The organism is Marimonas arenosa, assembly GCF_030848945.1.
Classification (GTDB): Bacteria; Pseudomonadota; Alphaproteobacteria; order Rhodobacterales; family Rhodobacteraceae; genus Marimonas; species Marimonas arenosa.
Genome location: NZ_JANHAX010000002.1, coordinates 1 through 15600 on the forward strand (window position 1 = coordinate 1; position 15600 = coordinate 15600).

At 63.8% G+C, this 15600-nt stretch carries 14 protein-coding genes; 9 read left to right on the plus strand and 5 right to left on the minus strand.

Annotated elements, in window-relative coordinates; translation table 11 throughout:
- Nucleotides 1-130: 130 nt before the first annotated feature.
- Genes truB through rbfA form a run of 3 tightly spaced genes read right to left on the minus strand, consistent with a single transcriptional unit; the run spans nt 131 to nt 2251 of the window.
- On the minus strand, nt 131-1051 hold the full coding sequence (gene truB / locus NO357_RS06265) for a tRNA pseudouridine(55) synthase TruB (RefSeq protein WP_306734780.1): 921 nt from the start codon (nt 1049-1051) through the stop codon (nt 131-133).
- 55 nt (nt 1052-1106) lie between these two features.
- The gene (locus NO357_RS06270) at nt 1107-1850 is read right to left on the minus strand and encodes a phosphodiester glycosidase family protein (protein WP_306734781.1); all 744 of its coding nucleotides are present in this window, start codon (nt 1848-1850) and stop codon (nt 1107-1109) included.
- Nucleotides 1851-1855: 5 nt separating this feature from the next.
- Nucleotides 1856-2251 (minus strand): 30S ribosome-binding factor RbfA, encoded by a 396-nt coding sequence (gene rbfA, locus NO357_RS06275; protein ID WP_306734782.1) that lies wholly within the window; start codon nt 2249-2251, stop codon nt 1856-1858.
- A gap of 85 nt (nt 2252-2336) precedes the next feature.
- Between rbfA and dapB the strand changes: the two genes are divergently transcribed.
- Nucleotides 2337-3146 (plus strand): 4-hydroxy-tetrahydrodipicolinate reductase, encoded by an 810-nt coding sequence (dapB, locus tag NO357_RS06280; RefSeq protein ID WP_306734783.1) that lies wholly within the window; start codon nt 2337-2339, stop codon nt 3144-3146.
- Nucleotides 3147-3172: 26 nt separating this feature from the next.
- Here dapB and NO357_RS06285 read toward each other — a convergent pair whose 3' ends face one another.
- Nucleotides 3173-3352, minus strand: coding sequence for a DUF1674 domain-containing protein (locus tag NO357_RS06285; RefSeq protein ID WP_306734784.1), 180 nt, complete (start codon nt 3350-3352; stop codon nt 3173-3175).
- A 44-nt stretch (nt 3353-3396) separates the two neighbouring features.
- Here NO357_RS06285 and NO357_RS06290 point away from each other — a divergent pair, with 44 nt between their 5' ends.
- The 8 genes from NO357_RS06290 to NO357_RS06325 all read left to right on the plus strand — a co-directional run bounded on the left by NO357_RS06290 (nt 3397) and on the right by NO357_RS06325 (nt 13188).
- Nucleotides 3397-4653, plus strand: coding sequence for an RsmB/NOP family class I SAM-dependent RNA methyltransferase (locus tag NO357_RS06290; RefSeq protein ID WP_306734785.1), 1257 nt, complete (start codon nt 3397-3399; stop codon nt 4651-4653).
- A 101-nt stretch (nt 4654-4754) separates the two neighbouring features.
- Nucleotides 4755-6497, plus strand: a complete 1743-nt coding sequence (locus NO357_RS06295) for a heparinase II/III family protein (RefSeq protein WP_306734786.1) — start codon at nt 4755-4757, stop codon at nt 6495-6497.
- Nucleotides 6494-7576 (plus strand): hypothetical protein, encoded by a 1083-nt coding sequence (locus tag NO357_RS06300; protein WP_306734787.1) that lies wholly within the window; start codon nt 6494-6496, stop codon nt 7574-7576. Before NO357_RS06295 ends, NO357_RS06300 begins: the two co-directional genes overlap by 4 nt.
- Before the next feature lie 109 nt (nt 7577-7685).
- Nucleotides 7686-9275: a bifunctional phosphoribosylaminoimidazolecarboxamide formyltransferase/IMP cyclohydrolase gene (purH, locus tag NO357_RS06305; RefSeq protein WP_306734788.1), complete on the plus strand. Its 1590-nt coding sequence runs from the start codon at nt 7686-7688 to the stop codon at nt 9273-9275.
- Between the two features lie 75 nt (nt 9276-9350).
- Nucleotides 9351-9821 carry a signal peptidase II gene (gene lspA / locus NO357_RS06310; protein WP_306734789.1) on the plus strand — a complete coding sequence of 157 codons (471 nt, stop codon included), beginning with the start codon at nt 9351-9353 and terminating at the stop codon, nt 9819-9821.
- Between the two features lie 52 nt (nt 9822-9873).
- Complete coding sequence (locus NO357_RS06315) at nt 9874-10398, plus strand: DUF3035 domain-containing protein (RefSeq protein ID WP_306734790.1); 525 nt, start codon at nt 9874-9876, stop codon at nt 10396-10398.
- A 145-nt stretch (nt 10399-10543) separates the two neighbouring features.
- A complete protein-coding gene (locus tag NO357_RS06320) occupies nt 10544-11881 on the plus strand; it encodes a M16 family metallopeptidase (RefSeq protein ID WP_306735537.1) in 1338 nt (445 codons plus the stop codon).
- Nucleotides 11881-13188: a M16 family metallopeptidase gene (locus tag NO357_RS06325; protein ID WP_306734791.1), complete on the plus strand. Its 1308-nt coding sequence runs from the start codon at nt 11881-11883 to the stop codon at nt 13186-13188. Before NO357_RS06320 ends, NO357_RS06325 begins: the two co-directional genes overlap by 1 nt.
- A gap of 66 nt (nt 13189-13254) precedes the next feature.
- On the opposite strand, the gene NO357_RS06330 is transcribed toward NO357_RS06325, so the two are convergent.
- Nucleotides 13255-15597: an aldehyde dehydrogenase family protein gene (locus NO357_RS06330; RefSeq protein WP_306734792.1), complete on the minus strand. Its 2343-nt coding sequence runs from the start codon at nt 15595-15597 to the stop codon at nt 13255-13257.
- Between the last annotated feature and the right edge of the window lie 3 nt (nt 15598-15600).

Here is a 15600-nt window from a genome sequence, read left to right on the forward strand (position 1 = left end):
CGTGCTCGAGAACGTCAACCTCGCCGATCTCGACGCCAACGACTTCATCTTCTGAGGTCGGCCCGGAAAAAACAGCAAGGCCCGCGCGGTGGCGCGGGCCTTTTTCAATACTGATCTCCGAAAACAGTTTCTAGCTTGCCGAAATCGGCAGGTTGAACACCCGCGACGGATGCAGCTCTCCGGCCTTGTAAACGCCCACCGCCACGGCCTTGCCATTCAGCGAGGCCCAGCATTCGTCGCCGTAATCCACGTCCGCGGCAATCACCATGCCCGGGTTACCGTTGCGCAGCCGTGCGGCGCCGGCTTCGGTGGTCTTGACCTCGGGAAGATCGACCAAGCCGTCTTCGAGCGGTCGCAGATAGGCATCGAGCTCGGGCGTCTTGGCCAGTGCGTCGATCTCTTCGATGCCGATCCCGTCCTCGGCGTCGAACGGGCCCGACCAAGTGCGGCGCAACCAGCCGACATGGGCATGACAACCCAGCACCTCGCCCAGATCCCGAGCGATGGCACGCACGTAACCACCCTTGCCGCAGGTCATCTCCAGCACCGCCGTGTCGGGCGACGGCCGATCGATCAGCAGCAATTCCTCGACCCACAGGGGCCGCGCCTCGATTTCGACCTCCTCGCCGGCCCGCGCCAACTTGTAGGCGCGCTGCCCGTCGATCTTCACGGCAGAGAATTTCGGCGGCACCTGCATGATCTCGCCAACGAACCCTGACAGGGCAGCCTTGACCTCATCGTCGCTGGGCCGGTTGTCCGATTTGGCAGTCACTTCGCCTTCAGCGTCGTCGGTATTGGTGGCGACGCCAAACCGCACTTCAAAGCGATAAGCCTTGAGCGCATCCGTTATGAAAGGCACGGTCTTGGTCGCCTCGCCCAGCGCCACTGCCAAAACGCCGGTGGCCTCGGGGTCGAGCGTTCCGGCATGGCCGGCCTTCCTAGCGTCGAATGCCCAACGCACCTTGTTCACCACCGCGGTCGAGGTCATCCCCGCCGGCTTGTCCACCACCAGCCAGCCGGAAATGTCGCGCCCCTTGCGTTTGCGTCCCATGGCGAATGCCCCTTCGCTGTCAAGGCGCGCTGGGTAGCGCAGCGATGCGGTGCCGTCAATTCCCGGCCGCCGGGGCCACTACCCCGACGATCGGTCCCATGGCAAAGCCCGGGTCCGAGCGCCCCAGTCCCGGCGCATGCAGACGCGAGACGTTACCGTCGAAATACAGCGCCTGCGGTAATTTCAGCAAATCCCGGTAAAGCCGTCCGAATTCGTGGAAAGTAACCGGGTTGTTCGATATCGCGAAGACCACGCGCTGCCCGTCGGCCGACGTGCCGACGCCGTTGCGGACATAGCGGCTGGTGCTGTCTTTCAGAAACCGGGGATGCAGATTTCCGTCGATCACCAGCATCGGCCCCGACTGGCTGGCATGGCTGCAGGCAGGTTTTTCGTGGTCAAAGAGCCCGGTCTCGATCACGTCCGCCCTGCCGTCGCGGATACAGAACACGCCGTTCGGCAACAGCCCGAAATTCCCGGGCCCGTCCGATGTGACCAGGCGTTGTAATTCTTTTCCGTCCTCCAGGTAGTAACCCACCGGTGCCCGGCTGGCATGATACATACCCGCATTCATTGCGAAGGCGAGCGTGTCGCCGGACGCGGCAAGATCAGTCTCTATCCTGGCGAAACTGGCATAAACCGTCCCGGTTTTGTCGAGCAGGAACAGCCGCAGGTCCTCACGGGCCGCATCCGCTTCGCAGACAGTGAATCGGTTGGTGTTCTGCGCGATGTCCCGGCACTCTACCGCCCAGGCGGCCGCCGCCGGAAGGGTCGCGAGCACCAGAACCGCCAGGCGTCGCATGGGCCCTAGCCCTCCACGTCGCGGCGCACCCGTTCCTCGCTGAACATGCGGCGGGTTTCGTCCATCTGGTCGAAGGTCTCGTCCAGCCGGAATCGCAGGTCGGGGGTGTATTTCATCGCCAGTTTCTTGCCGATGATCCGCCGCAGCTCGCCGCGGTTGCGCGCCAGCAGAGCGATGACGTCCTCCTGCCCCTGTCCACCCAGCGGCAGCACATAGGCCGTCGCGATCTTGAGGTCGGGCGAGGTCCGGACCTCGCCCACGGTGATCGACAACCGGTTCAGCTCGGGGTCGTGCACGTCACCACGCGCCAACACCTCGGCCAGCGTGCGCCGGATCAGCTCGCCGACGCGAAGCTGCCGCTGAGAAGGCCCGGGGCCGTCGTGAAACTTGTTCTTTGCCATGCGCCGCACATAAGCCTTCGCCGGGTCTTTGCCAAGCTTCGGTTGCTGCGCTAAGGAGGACGTCAGCCATAGCGTGGAGAAAATTATGTCGGACCTGCCAGGAATCGTCGTCACCGGGGCTTCGGGGCGTATGGGCCAGATGCTGATCCGTACCGTGGTGGCCTCGGACAAGATGCAGCTTGTCGGCGCTATCGAGCGCGACGGCCATGATTGGCTGGGCCGCGATGTCGGCGAGGCGATGGGCCTGGGCGCGCTGGGCGTTGAGGTCGAAAACGACCCGTTGGAAAGCTTTGCCCGGGCACACGCCGTGATCGACTTCACGTCGCCGGAGGCGACGTTGAATTTCGCTAAATACGCCGCTCAGGCTCGGGTGGTGCACGTGATCGGCACCACCGGCATGGACGACGAACAGATCGCCGCGCTCGAGCCGGCCTCGCGCCACGCGGTGATCGTGCGCGCCGGGAACATGAGCCTTGGGGTCAACCTGTTGACCCAACTCACCCGCAAGGTGGCCGAGGCTCTGGATGATGACTACGACATCGAGGTGATCGAAGCGCATCACAATCAAAAGGTCGATGCGCCCTCGGGCACCGCCCTGATGCTGGGGCAGGCCGCGGCCGAGGGGCGCGGTGTGTCACTTAAGGATGTAGCCGACCGGGGCCGCGACGGCATCACCGGCAAGCGGGAGCGCGGCCATATCGGCTTTTCCGCGATTCGCGGCGGCGATATCGTGGGCGAACATGACGTGCTGTTCGCCGCCACAGGCGAGCGCATCGTCCTGCGCCACATCGCCACCGACCGCACGGTCTTTGCACGGGGTGCCTTGAAGGCCGCGCTCTGGGGTCTCGACAAGAAGCCCGGTCAATACGACATGATTGACGTTCTCGGTCTGTAGCGTGGGTTTTCAACCCGCGTCAGGTGTCAAAAATCAATCGCGATGCCCTTCTTCTCCCAATCGCCATAGCGCGCCGGATCGGGCCCATCGCGCCCGCCCAGTTCCTTAGGCATCGCCTTGGCTTCGGCCTCGGCTTTCTTGCGGCGCTCCTCGGCTTCCTTAAGCGCTCGGATCGCGGCGGGGGGAAGGTCTTTCTTCTCGCTCATGGCATTGATATACGCCGCGCCTGAGCCTTTGCCAAGGAACACCCATGTCCCAGCCCTCTGCCCGCCGCTCCGCGGTCTACCTGCTCGATCAGATCCTCGGCGAAGGGCGCCTGCTCAGCGAGCTGACCCCCTCGCTCGACCGGCTTACCCCGCCCGACCGCGCCCGGGCGCAGCGCCTTGCCACGGACACCCTGCGCGGGCTGGAACGGGCCGACCGGTTGCTCGGCAAACACCTTCGCAAGAACCCGGCTTTGCATGTTCGCAACGTGCTGCGCCTCGCCACGGTCGAGCTGGCCTTGGGCGGCGATGCCCATGGCGTGGTGAACGAGGCGGTGAACATCGTCGCCGGTCACAAACGCCACAACCGGCTCAAGGGGCTGGTCAACGCCGTGTTGCGCAAGATGACCGACGAGGCGCCTGCCAAGTGGGACAGCTTGCGTATCCCGCGCCTGCCCAAATGGCTGCGCGGCCCGCTGGTGCAGGCTTACAGCGCCGAAATCGTCGCCGCGATCGAGGCGGCGCATTACGCGGGCGCGTCGCTCGACATCACCGCCAAAGCAGACCCTAACATGGCGCAACAAGTCCTGAACGGAATGCTGCTGCCCACCGGGTCGATCCGCCTGTCCGGTGCGCCGCAGGTCTCGGCCCTGCCGGGGTTCGAGTCCGGTGACTGGTGGGTGCAGGATGCTGCCGCCGCGCTCCCCGCTCGCATCCTCGCCGCGCAGCCGGGCGAGCGCGTGCTCGACATCTGCGCCGCTCCGGGTGGCAAGACGTTGCAACTGGCCGCGACCGGGGCTGACGTAACCGCGCTCGATATTTCCGATCAGCGTCTCGCTCGTGTCCGCGAAAATCTCTCCCGCACCCGCCTGGAGGCGAAAGTCGTCGTCGAGGACGCGCTCGAACATCAGGGCCACTACGACGCGATTCTGCTCGATGCGCCTTGTTCGGCCACCGGCACGATCCGACGCCATCCCGATCTGCCGCACGCCAAGGACGGCTCCGAGTTTGCCTCTCTGATCGATCTGCAGGCTCGGATGCTCAAGCACGCGGTGACGCTTTTGAAGCCGGGCGGACGGCTGGTCTTCTGCACCTGCTCGCTTCTGCCCGACGAAGGCGAATGCCAGGTGGAAGAGGCGCTGGCCCACGATAACAGGCTGATCGTCGACCGCGATGCACTTTCGATCCCAGGGGTCGATCCGCAGTGGCAGAGCGACGAAGGCGGCCTGCGCCTGCGGCCCGACTACTGGCCCGATCTCGGCGGGATGGACGGGTTCTACATCGCCTGCCTGCGCCGCCGATAGGCGGTTTCCCCCGTCCGGCGCAGTTCCTTGGTGACCTGTTGGGTCAGCCGGGTTATCATGCCGCTCAACGACGCCGCAAAGAGCGCAAAGAGGCAGAGCCGATGTCCAACACCGACACCATGCGCGCCTGGTCGACGCGCCTGCTGAATCGCGTGCACGCACGGGCCAGTGCGCTCGGGCGCAGTGCCACGGCTTTCGTATCGCAGCCCGAACCCCGGACCATCGGCCTGTTCGCCCGCGGCCGCCAGCTGGTGGCGGGCAATTTCCTGTTTGCCGGGCAGTTGGTCGAAGATGCCGAGGCCAGCATCTGGGCGCTTGGTGTGCGAAATCCGCGAATCCTCGAGGAAATCCACGGCTTCGCCTGGCTCGACGATCTGGCCGCGGTCGGCGATCTCCCCGCCCGTGATCGGGCCCAGGCCTGGACCTGGGACTGGATCGCGCGGTTCGGCCATGGCACCGGCCCGGGCTGGACGCCCGAGCTGACCGGCCGTCGCCTGATCCGCTGGATCCATCACGCGATCTTCCTTCTTCAGGGGAGTGACCGCGGCCAGTCCGAGGCGTTCTACCGCTCGCTGGCCCACCAGACCGTCTTTCTCGGTCGTCGCTGGCCGGCCACCGTGCCCGGCCTGCCCCGGTTCGAGGCGTTAACCGGGCTGATCTATGCCGGCTTGTCGCTCGAAGGGATGGAAGCCTATGTCGATCCGGCTGTCCGGGCGCTGGCCCGTGAATGCATGGCCCAGGTCGATGAGCAGGGCGGCATCCCCACCCGCAATCCCGAAGAGCTGCTCGAGGTCTTCACCTTGTTGACCTGGGCGGCTCTGGCGCTTGAGGAGGCCGGGCGCAACGTACCGGCCGAGCATTTCGAGGCGATCGAACGTATCGCCCCCACCCTGCGCACCTTGCGCCACGCCGACGGGTCGCTGGCGCGGTTCCACGGCGGCGGCAAGGGGATCGAAGGGCGGCTCGACAACGCGCTGGCTCAATCCGGCGTCAAGGGTCGGGCCCCCGACGGGTTGTCGATGGGGTTCGCACGTTTGTCGGCCGGGCGCACAAGCGTGATCATCGACGCAGCCCCTCCGCCGCGGAGTCGCGCCGGTCTCAATGCCCATGCCAGCACGCTGGCCTTCGAACTCACCTCAGGCCGCCGCCCGCTGATCGTCAATTGTGGCTCGGGCGCCTGTTTCGGCGAGGACTGGCGCCGGGCCGGTCGGGCCACGCCGTCGCATTCGACGCTGTGCATCGAAGGCTATTCCAGCGCTCGTCTTGGCGGCGGGGCCGGAGCCCGCGCAGAAAGCTTCACCGAAGTTCCCTCCCGGGTTCCGATCGAGATCAGCCAGGCGCCGGATGGCTCGCGCTTCCAGGGCGGGCATGACGGCTGGGTTCGGACTCACGGACTTACCCATGCCCGCACGCTGGAACTCACCTTCGACGGCCGTGGCATGGTGGGCGAGGATCTATTGGTCTGTCTCGACGAGGCCGACCTCAAGCGCTTCGAAAAGGCCCAGGAACAGGCGCTCGAGCCCGGCATCCTGTTCCAGATCCGTTTCCACCTGCATCCCGAGGTCGATGCCAATGTCGATATGGGCGGGGCCGCGGTATCGATGGCGCTGAAAAGCGGCGAACTCTGGGTCCTGCGCAGCGACAGTGGTGTGACGATGACGCTGGAGCCGTCGGTCTATCTCGAAAAGGGTCGACTGAAGCCGCGGGCGGCCAAGCAGGTCGTGCTGACCGGACGGGCCGTCGAGCCCAACACACGCGTGCGCTGGTCGATTTCCAAGGCGCAGGAAACACCGGTCAGTATTCGCGACCTGCAGATGAATGAACTCTTCCCGGAAGTGACATGACGCGTTCGCTGACCATCATCCTGATCACCTGCATGCTTCCGGTCATGGCTACGGCTCAGGCGCCGCGGATGGCTGCGCTCACAGTGACCGGGCAATCGACCTGTACCCACACCGGTGCGGGGGTTGACCGGCAAAGCTCGGAAGAAACAGTGACCTTCACGCTGCCCGCCAGTGACGGGCCGGTATCCGGTCAGGGAACTTACACGGTCCGCGGCACTCTGGGGCCTTACGTATTGTCAGGGATCAACGCCGTTTCAGGCCATGTCAGAGACGATTCCGAGCTCGTGCTGACTTATCTGCAATGGAACTACAACGGCGAATGGATGCCGTCGGAGTCCCCCTTCGTACCGACCCAGGGTCAACCGGTCATCATCCCGCTGGAACCTGGTGGAGAAACGGTTGTCCAGTTCACCAATGCCGGGCCGGCCGAGGCGCCTTGCACTGGCAAGATCACCTATCGCCTTGATTTCGAGCGCGAGACCCAGGTCTGGCAGGTGGCGATGCCCGGTCACGTCCGGATCGTCTATCACAACCTCTATGCCCAGGTTGACCCGGCCACCGGTGCCTACATGCCGCTCAATTATACCCACGGCTTCACTTTCCAGTACCAGCTGGGCGCTGAAGTGACCCTGGAAAAGCGCAAGGGCAATTGGTCTTACAAGTCGGGGAAAGTGACGCAAGCGCAGGTCGTGCCGGAATACGAACAGGCCCCGCCGCTCTACAAGGTGCTCGGCCAGAGCTGCGAACGCTGCGCGAAAGTCGCGGCGCTCAAGGGCTCGGCGCTGTCCGGCACCTCCGATGGCAAGACATTGCAGCTTGGATGGCCGGATATCCGCCCCGTGGCCACCGTCGACAGCAAGTTCGCAATGAAATGCGCACCGGGGCCGCATTTTTCCACCTGTCAGAACAACATCAAGTACGGCACCAGCTTCTCAATCGAAGACGGCTATTTCCTCGACCGTGCCGGTTCGCACATCCTGGCGCTAAAGGATGGGCCGGACCCAAAAAAGGACGGCAAAGCCAAGGCGACCAGCACGCTCGACCTTCGTCATAACTACACACTGAAACGCCTGAAATAGAGGCGGCCCTCGGTTTTCGCCGCACCGCGACATATCGGCGGTTCAATCCCTGCCACAGATGGCGTATGCCCCGCTGCATAAGCTGCCACACCATCTTGCGGAGTCCCTGATGACCGATCTCGCCCCCCTCAATCGCGCCCTGCTGTCCGTGTCCGACAAGACCGGCCTTGTCGATCTTGCCAAGGCCCTGGCCGCGCGGGGGGTTGAGCTCTTGTCGACCGGCGGCAGCGCCAAGACGTTGCGCGAGGCCGGTCTGACCGTAAAGGACGTCTCCGAAGTTACCGGCTTTCCCGAGATGATGGATGGCCGGGTCAAGACCCTGCATCCCAAGGTTCATGGCGGGCTGCTGGCGCTGCGCGACAATGACGCCCACGTCGCCGCGATGGACCAACACGGCATCGGCGCCATCGACCTGCTTGTCGTCAACCTTTACCCGTTCGAGGAGACCGTCGCCAAGGGCGCCGACTATGAGACCTGCATCGAGAATATCGACATCGGCGGCCCGGCGATGATCCGCGCCGCCGCCAAGAACCACGCCTTCGTCAGCGTGGTCACCGATGTCGAAGACTATGATGCACTTTTAGCCGAGTTAGAGACACATGGCGGCCAGACCACGCTGGGTTTCCGCCAGCATCTGGCTCAAAACGCCTATGCCCGCACCGCCGCCTATGACGCCGCCGTGTCGACCTGGATGGCCGGCGCGATCGGGGATCAGACCCCGCGCCGTCGTGCCTTCGCCGGCGCGCTGGCGCAAACCCTGCGCTATGGTGAGAACCCGCACCAGAAGGCCAGCTTCTACACCGACGGCTCGAACCGTCCGGGCGTTGCCACCGCTGTGCAGCACCAAGGCAAGGAGCTGTCCTACAACAACATCAACGATACTGATGCGGCGTTTGAATTGGTCTCGGAATTCCTGCCCGAAAACGGCCCGGCCTGCGCTATTATCAAGCATGCCAACCCTTGCGGCGTGGCTCAGGGCACGACGCTTAAAGAGGCCTATACGAAGGCCTTCGACTGTGACCGCACCTCGGCATTCGGCGGAATCGTGGCGCTGAACCAGCCGCTGGATGCCGCGACCGCAGAAGAAATCGTGCAGATCTTCACCGAGGTGGTGATCGCGCCCCAGGCCAGTGACGAGGCCAGGGCGATTTTCGCCGCCAAGAAGAACCTGCGCCTGCTGATAACCGGAGGCATGGCCGATCCCCGCGGAGGCGGGCTGACCTATCGCCAGGTCTCGGGTGGCTTTCTGGTCCAGGACAAGGACACTGGGCACGTCGATGCGGCTGACCTCAAGGTTGTCACAAAACGCGCCCCGTCCGAACAGGAGTTCACCGATCTCTTGTTCGCCTGGAAGGTCGCGAAACACGTCAAGTCGAACGCCATTGTTTATGTCAAAGGCGGTGCCACAGTCGGGGTCGGTGCCGGCCAGATGAGCCGTGTCGACAGCGCCAATATCGCCGCCATCAAGGCCACCCGTATGGGCGAGGCGCTGGGCCTGCCTGAAAGCCCTGCCAAGGGTTCGGTCGTGGCGTCCGATGCCTTCTTTCCCTTTGCCGACGGCCTGATGGAGGCCGCGGCAGCTGGCGCCACGGCGGTGATTCAACCCGGCGGCAGTATGCGTGACGACGAAGTTATCAAGGCTGCGGATGAGGCCGGATTGGCAATGGTCTTGACCGGGATGCGCCATTTCCGGCACTAAGGACAAAACGAAAAGAGCAGACATATGGGGCAAAGCACCGCAGACATAACGCCCCACCCAGGGCAGGAGAGCACGATGCGCACCGTTTTCTGGGTGGGATTCTGGACCTTTCTGGCCGATCAGGCCAGCAAGTATCTGGTCGTACATTGGATGAACCTGCGCGAACTGGCCGAGATCGTGGTGCTCCCCGATGTCTTCAATCTGCGCATGGCGTGGAACTATGGCGTCAATTTCGGCCTCTTCGCCGAGGACAGCAACCTGACGCGCTGGGTGCTGGTGGCTGTGGCGCTGGTGATCTCCGGCGCCGTGCTGTGGTGGACCCATAACGAGGAAAACCGCTGGCCCGCGCGCGTCGCGGCGGGGTTCCTTGTCGGCGGAGCGCTGGGCAACGTAATCGACCGTCTGCTTTACGGAGCGGTGGCCGATTTTCTCAATGTCACCTGTTGCGGCGTCGATAACCCCTACTCCTTCAACATTGCTGACATTGCGGTGTTTGTCGGGGCGGTGGGATTGGTGATTTTCACCGGGGCGAAAAAGCCCTCGTGACCTTAAGCGGCCTTTCGGGTAAAACCCGAGCCAGACGGTGTGGGAGAAGAGCATGCGCAAACGCATAGCGATCCTGATGATGACGGCGATGGGCCTTTCGGCCTGTGCTGGTTACGAGCGTGACATCACGCTGCGCGACATGCGCCCGGCCACGCCGGGCCCGGATGAATTCAGCATTTTGCCGGGTAAACCTCTGCAGGAACCGCCGAGCTTCACCGCCTTGCCGGCACCGACCCCGGGCGCGGCCAACCTGACCGATCAGAACCCGATGGGCGACGGCGTCGCGGCGCTGGGCGGCAAACCCGCGCGCCTGCAGGACACCGGTGTGCCGCGCAGCGATACGGCGCTGGTGGCGCATGCCTCGCGTAATGGTGTCGATCCCAACGTGCGGGCCGAACTCGCCGCGGCGGACGAAGACTTCCGCCGCCGAAAGTCGCGGTTCACCCGCATCCGTATCGTGCGGCAGGACCTGTACAACCAGGTCTACAAGCGCGAAACGCTCAACGCCCGTCGCGAATGGAACCGCTACCGTCGCGCTGGCGCCCGCACGCCCACCGCGCCACCGCCGCAGCGCTGATCCCGGACCCAATACCTCTTTCTCGACCGCCCCGGAGTAGCCTCACATCTGTGTGCGCAATGTATTACCCCGCTTGAAGCCGCGGCGCGCGTGCCTATTGTCTTGCTGACAAAGTCAGTTTTTTGAAGGAAGATCGACGATGCCGATGAAACGGGTTTTCGCCTCCTTGGTTGCCTTGTCTGCCTTCATCCTTCCGGCGGCGGCGGATGATCAAGTATCGCATTTCACGTTGCAGAACGGCATGGACGTGGTGGTGATCGAAGACCACCGTGCGCCTGTCGTGGTTCACATGGTCTGGTATCGCGCCGGATCAGCCGATGAAAAACCCGGTGTATCCGGTGTGGCGCATTTCCTCGAACACCTTCTGTTCAAGGCGACCGAGAACATGGAGTCGGGCGAACTCTCGGCCACCGTCGCCCGCAATGGCGGGCGCGACAATGCCTTCACCAGCTACGACTACACCGCCTACTACCAACGGGTCGCCGCCGACCGGCTCGAGCTGATGATTCGGATGGAGAGCGATCGCATGGTCAATCTCAAGCTCGCGGAAGACGAGATCGCCACAGAGCGCGACGTGATCATCGAAGAGCGCAATCAACGCACCGAAAACAACCCGGCCGCGCTCTTCCGCGAACAAAAGAACGCCGCGCTATACCTCAATCACCGCTACGGCGTGCCGGTGATCGGCTGGCGGCACGAGATGGAAGGGCTGACCCGGCAGGCCGCGCTCGACTATTATAAGCAGTTCTATGCGCCCAACAACGCAATCCTTGTTGTTGCAGGAGACGCCGACCCGCAGGAGGTTCTGGCGCTGGCCGAAACCTATTACGGCGTGTTAGAGCCGAATCCGGCCCTCGAAGCCCGCAACCGCCCGTCCGAACCGCGCCAGATGGCCGAGCGACGGATGATCTTTCGCGACGCCCGCGTGGCGCAACCCTATGTCAGCCGTTCCTACATCGCGCCTGAACGCGATCCCGGCGATCAGAAAAAGGCCGCAGCCCTGGTGATGCTGGCCGAGCTTCTCGGCGGCGGACAAACCTCGTGGCTGACCGAGAAGTTGCAGTTCGAAACCCAGAAGGCGGTCTATACGGGTGCCTTCTATGACGGTCTGTCGCTCGACGACACCTCTTTCAGTCTGGTCGTCGTGCCGGCCGAGGGCGTCTCGCTTCAGGACGCCGAGGACGCCATGGATGCCGCAGTGAAAAGCTTCCTTGAAGCCGGCATCGACACCGAACAGCTTGACCGTATCAAGTTCCAGCTTCGCGCGGCACAGGTCTATGTGCGCGACGATGTCGAGAAACTCGCCAACCGCTATGGCGAAGCCCTGGCCTCGGGCCTGACCATCGAGGACGTGCAAGCCTGGCCCGACATCCTCCAGGCTGTGACCGAGGACGAGATCCTCGCCGTCGCGCACGAGGTACTGGTGCGCGACCATGCCGTGACCGGCTGGCTGATGAGCGAAGACTCCGGGGAGATCAACTGATGCTGCAGGTCGTTCTTGCGGTAACGGCGGCGTTCGCCTTCGCGCTGCCCGCCCGCGCCAATGTCGATATTCAGGAAATCACGTCGCCCGGCGGCATCGACGCCTGGCTGGTCGAGGAGCACTCGATCCCGTTCGTCGCACTGGAACTGCGCTTCAAAGGCGGCGCGTCGCTCGATGCGCCAGGCAAGCGAGGTGCCACCAGCCTGATGGTAAATCTTCTGGAAGAGGGTGCCGGCGATCTTGATGCCCGCGCTTTCGCCCGTGCCACCGAGTCGCTGGCCGCCTCTTTTAGCTTCCGTGCCAATGACGATTCAGTCTCTGTTTCTGCCAAGTTCCTGTCTGAGAACCGCGGTCAGGCCGTAGCGCTGCTGCGCGACGCGCTGGTCAACCCGCGGTTCGACGCTGACGCTATCGAGAGGGTTCGGGCGCAGGTGATCTCGGGTATCCGCTCGGACTTGAAGGACCCCGACTCCATCGCCGGCACAAAATTTGCGGCCATGCTGTTCGGTGATCACCCATATGGCTCCAACGAGGATGGCACCGAGAACAGCGTCTCGGCGCTGGCGCGGGACGATCTGGTCGCCGCGCATCAGGCCGTGCTGACTCGCGACCGGCTGTTCGTCTCGGCGGTCGGCGACATCACCGCCGATGACCTAGGCCGTCTGCTCGATAGTCTCTTGGCCGATCTGCCTGAAACCGGCGCGCCGCAACCGTCGGACGTCACGCCCGAATTTGCTGGCGGCGTTCACGTGATCGATTTCGACACGCCGCAGTCGGTGGTGTTGTTCGGCCAGCCGGGCATCGGGCTCGACCATCCCGATTTCTTCGCCGTTTATGTGCTCGACACAATTCTCGGCGGCTCCGGTCTTGAATCCCGTCTGATGCGCGAAGTGCGGGAAAAGCGTGGACTGACCTACGGAGTCTATACCTATACCGTCGACAAGGATCATGCCGATTACTGGATGGGATCGGTTGCCTCGGCCAACGACCGCGTCGCCGAGACCATCGATGTCATCCGTGCCGAGTGGCAGAAGCTGCGCGACACCGGTATCACGCAAGAGGAACTCGAGGACGCCAAGACCTATCTCACTGGCGCGTATCCCCTGCGCTTCGACGGCAACGGCCCAATCGCCAACATAACGGTGAACATGCAGGTCAGCGACATGGGGATCGACTATGTCGCCACCCGAAATGACCGGCTGAACGCGGTGACGCTCGACGATGTGAACCGTGTCGCACGCGAGTTGCTCGACCCCGACCGGCTGACTTTTGTCGTGGTTGGGCGCCCGCAGGGTCTCTCAAACTGAACCCGAGCGCCTGCGACCGCCATGCGTGGACAGCTCGCGAGACCACCCGTAGGGCCGGAGAACAAGCTATTCGCCGTAGGGTACCCAGACGGTTTTGACCTCGGTCGTGGCCTCTAGGAATGCACGCGAGTCCTCTTCATACCAGTCGCGTGCGCGGCCGTTGTTTACCCACGTCCGCTTCAGGTTGTCGGCGCTCTCGCGTTCGATCAGACCGGATAGGTCGGAGGACGAAAAGCTCCACACCGCGTCCACGTCCATATGACTGGCCATCGGCTTCGCCAGCTCTTCGTGGCTGCCGGTCAGGATGTTCACCACGCCTCCCGGCACGTCCGAGGTCTCCAGCACCTGGTAGAAATCGGTTGCCGCCAGGGGATAGGGCTCCGACGCCACCAAAACACAGCTGTTGCCCATCGCCATCGCCGGTCCCATCACCGACACCAGCCCCAGTAGCGGCGCTTCGTCGGCGCAGAAGGTGCCGATCACTCCCACCGGCTCGCGCATCGCCATTGCCACGCCGCGGATCGGCACACCGTGCACCTGTCCGTCAAACTTGTCGGCCCAGGCTGCCCAGGTGAAAAGCCGCCGGAGGCTCGCCTCTACCTCCTTTGCGCCCTGACGTCCGCCTTTCATCGCGTCGATCCGCGCGGCGAATTCCCGGGCTCGCCGCGATAGGTTTTCGGCGATGTAGTACAGGATCTGCGCCCTGAGATGCCCGGTCGTTTTTGCCCATCCGCCGGCCGCACCCCGCGCCGCTTCGACCGCGTTGCGGATATCCTTGCGGTTGGCGATCGGGGCCTGGCCCAGAAGCTTGCCGGTCTTGCTCCACACATTCCGGGAATAGCCGCCGTCCGGACGTGTCTGTTTGCCGCCGACATATAGCTTTGCGGTCTGATCGATCCCCTCGGGATCGCCATTTTTCGCTGGATTAGGCTCGATTCTCGTCAGTTGCCGCACCCGCCGCCTGGGCTTTGTGTAGGCCCTCAGTCCGTCCCAGCCGCCTTCCCGGCCAAACCCGCTTTCCCGCACGCCGCCAAAGCCTGCAGCCGCATCGAACAGGTTCGTGGCATTCACCCAAACCACCCCTGCCGTCAGCTTGGGCGCGACATCCAGCGCCAGGTTCAGGTTTTCGGTCCAGACACTTGCCGCCAGCCCGTACCGGCTGTTGTTGGCCAGTTGCACCGCCTCATCGGGCGTGCGGAACGTGGTCGATACCAGTACCGGACCGAAGATCTCTTCCTGCATCAGCCGGTGGGACGGTTCCAGCCCGGTGATCAGCGTCGGCGGATAGAAACACCCTTCCGCCGGCAGCTGGGCGTTGACCTTGAACACCTCGCCGTGCGCGCAGGCGTCCACCATCTCGGTGATCGCCTGCAATTGCACCGGATCGACGATTGCGCCAACGTCAATGCATTTGTCCAGCGGATTGCCGATCCGCAACATTTCCATTCGTGCCTTTAGCCTGGACAGGAAAATCTGGGCGATCCCTTCCTGCACCAGCAGCCGTGATCCGGCGCAGCAGACCTGCCCCTGATTGAACCAGATCGCGTCGACCAACCCCTCGATCGCGCTGTCGATATCGGCGTCGTCGAAGACGACATACGGGCTCTTTCCACCCAGTTCGAGGGTCAGGCCCTTGCCGCTCCCCGCCGTTGCGGCCCGGATTCTGCGGCCAACTTCCGTCGAGCCGGTAAAGGCGATCTTGTCGATGCCGGGATGCGCAACGATCATCTCGCCCACGGCGCCGTCGCCGGTAACGATGTTGACCACCCCCTTCGGCAGGCCCGCCTGGCGACAGATGTCGGCGAAAAGAAGCGCGGTGAGCGAGGTATATTCGGCCGGTTTCAGCACCACCGTATTCCCCGTCGCAAGCGCCGGTGCCACTTTCCACGCCAGCATCAGCAACGGGAAGTTCCACGGGATGATCTGGCCGCAGACGCCCAGCGGGTCCCGGTCGGGCAGTTCGGTGTCCATCAACTGCGCCATGCCGGCATGGAAATAGAAATGCCGCTGTACCAGCGGGATGTCGATATCGCGACTTTCGCGGATCGGTTTGCCGTTGTCCAACGTCTCTAACACGGCGAAAAGCCGCGAGTGTTTCTGCAGCAACCGTGCCAGCGCATAGAGGTACTTCGCCCGCTTATAGCCGCCCAGCCGCGTCCATTTCGGCTGGGCCTGACGGGCGGCCTGGACAGCGGCGTCGACGTCGTCTTGGGTCGCCTGCGTCAGAGTCGCCAATGTCTCGCCGGTGGCGGGGTTCTTCGACAGAAACCCATCTCCCGGCGCGGTGAAGGCCCCGTCGATGAAATGCCCGAACCGGTCACCCTGATCGACCAGCCAGGCGAAGGCCTCGGCCGCATCCTCCGGCGCGGGACCATAGTCCATGCTGTCGAAAATGTCCTTCACACTCATCCG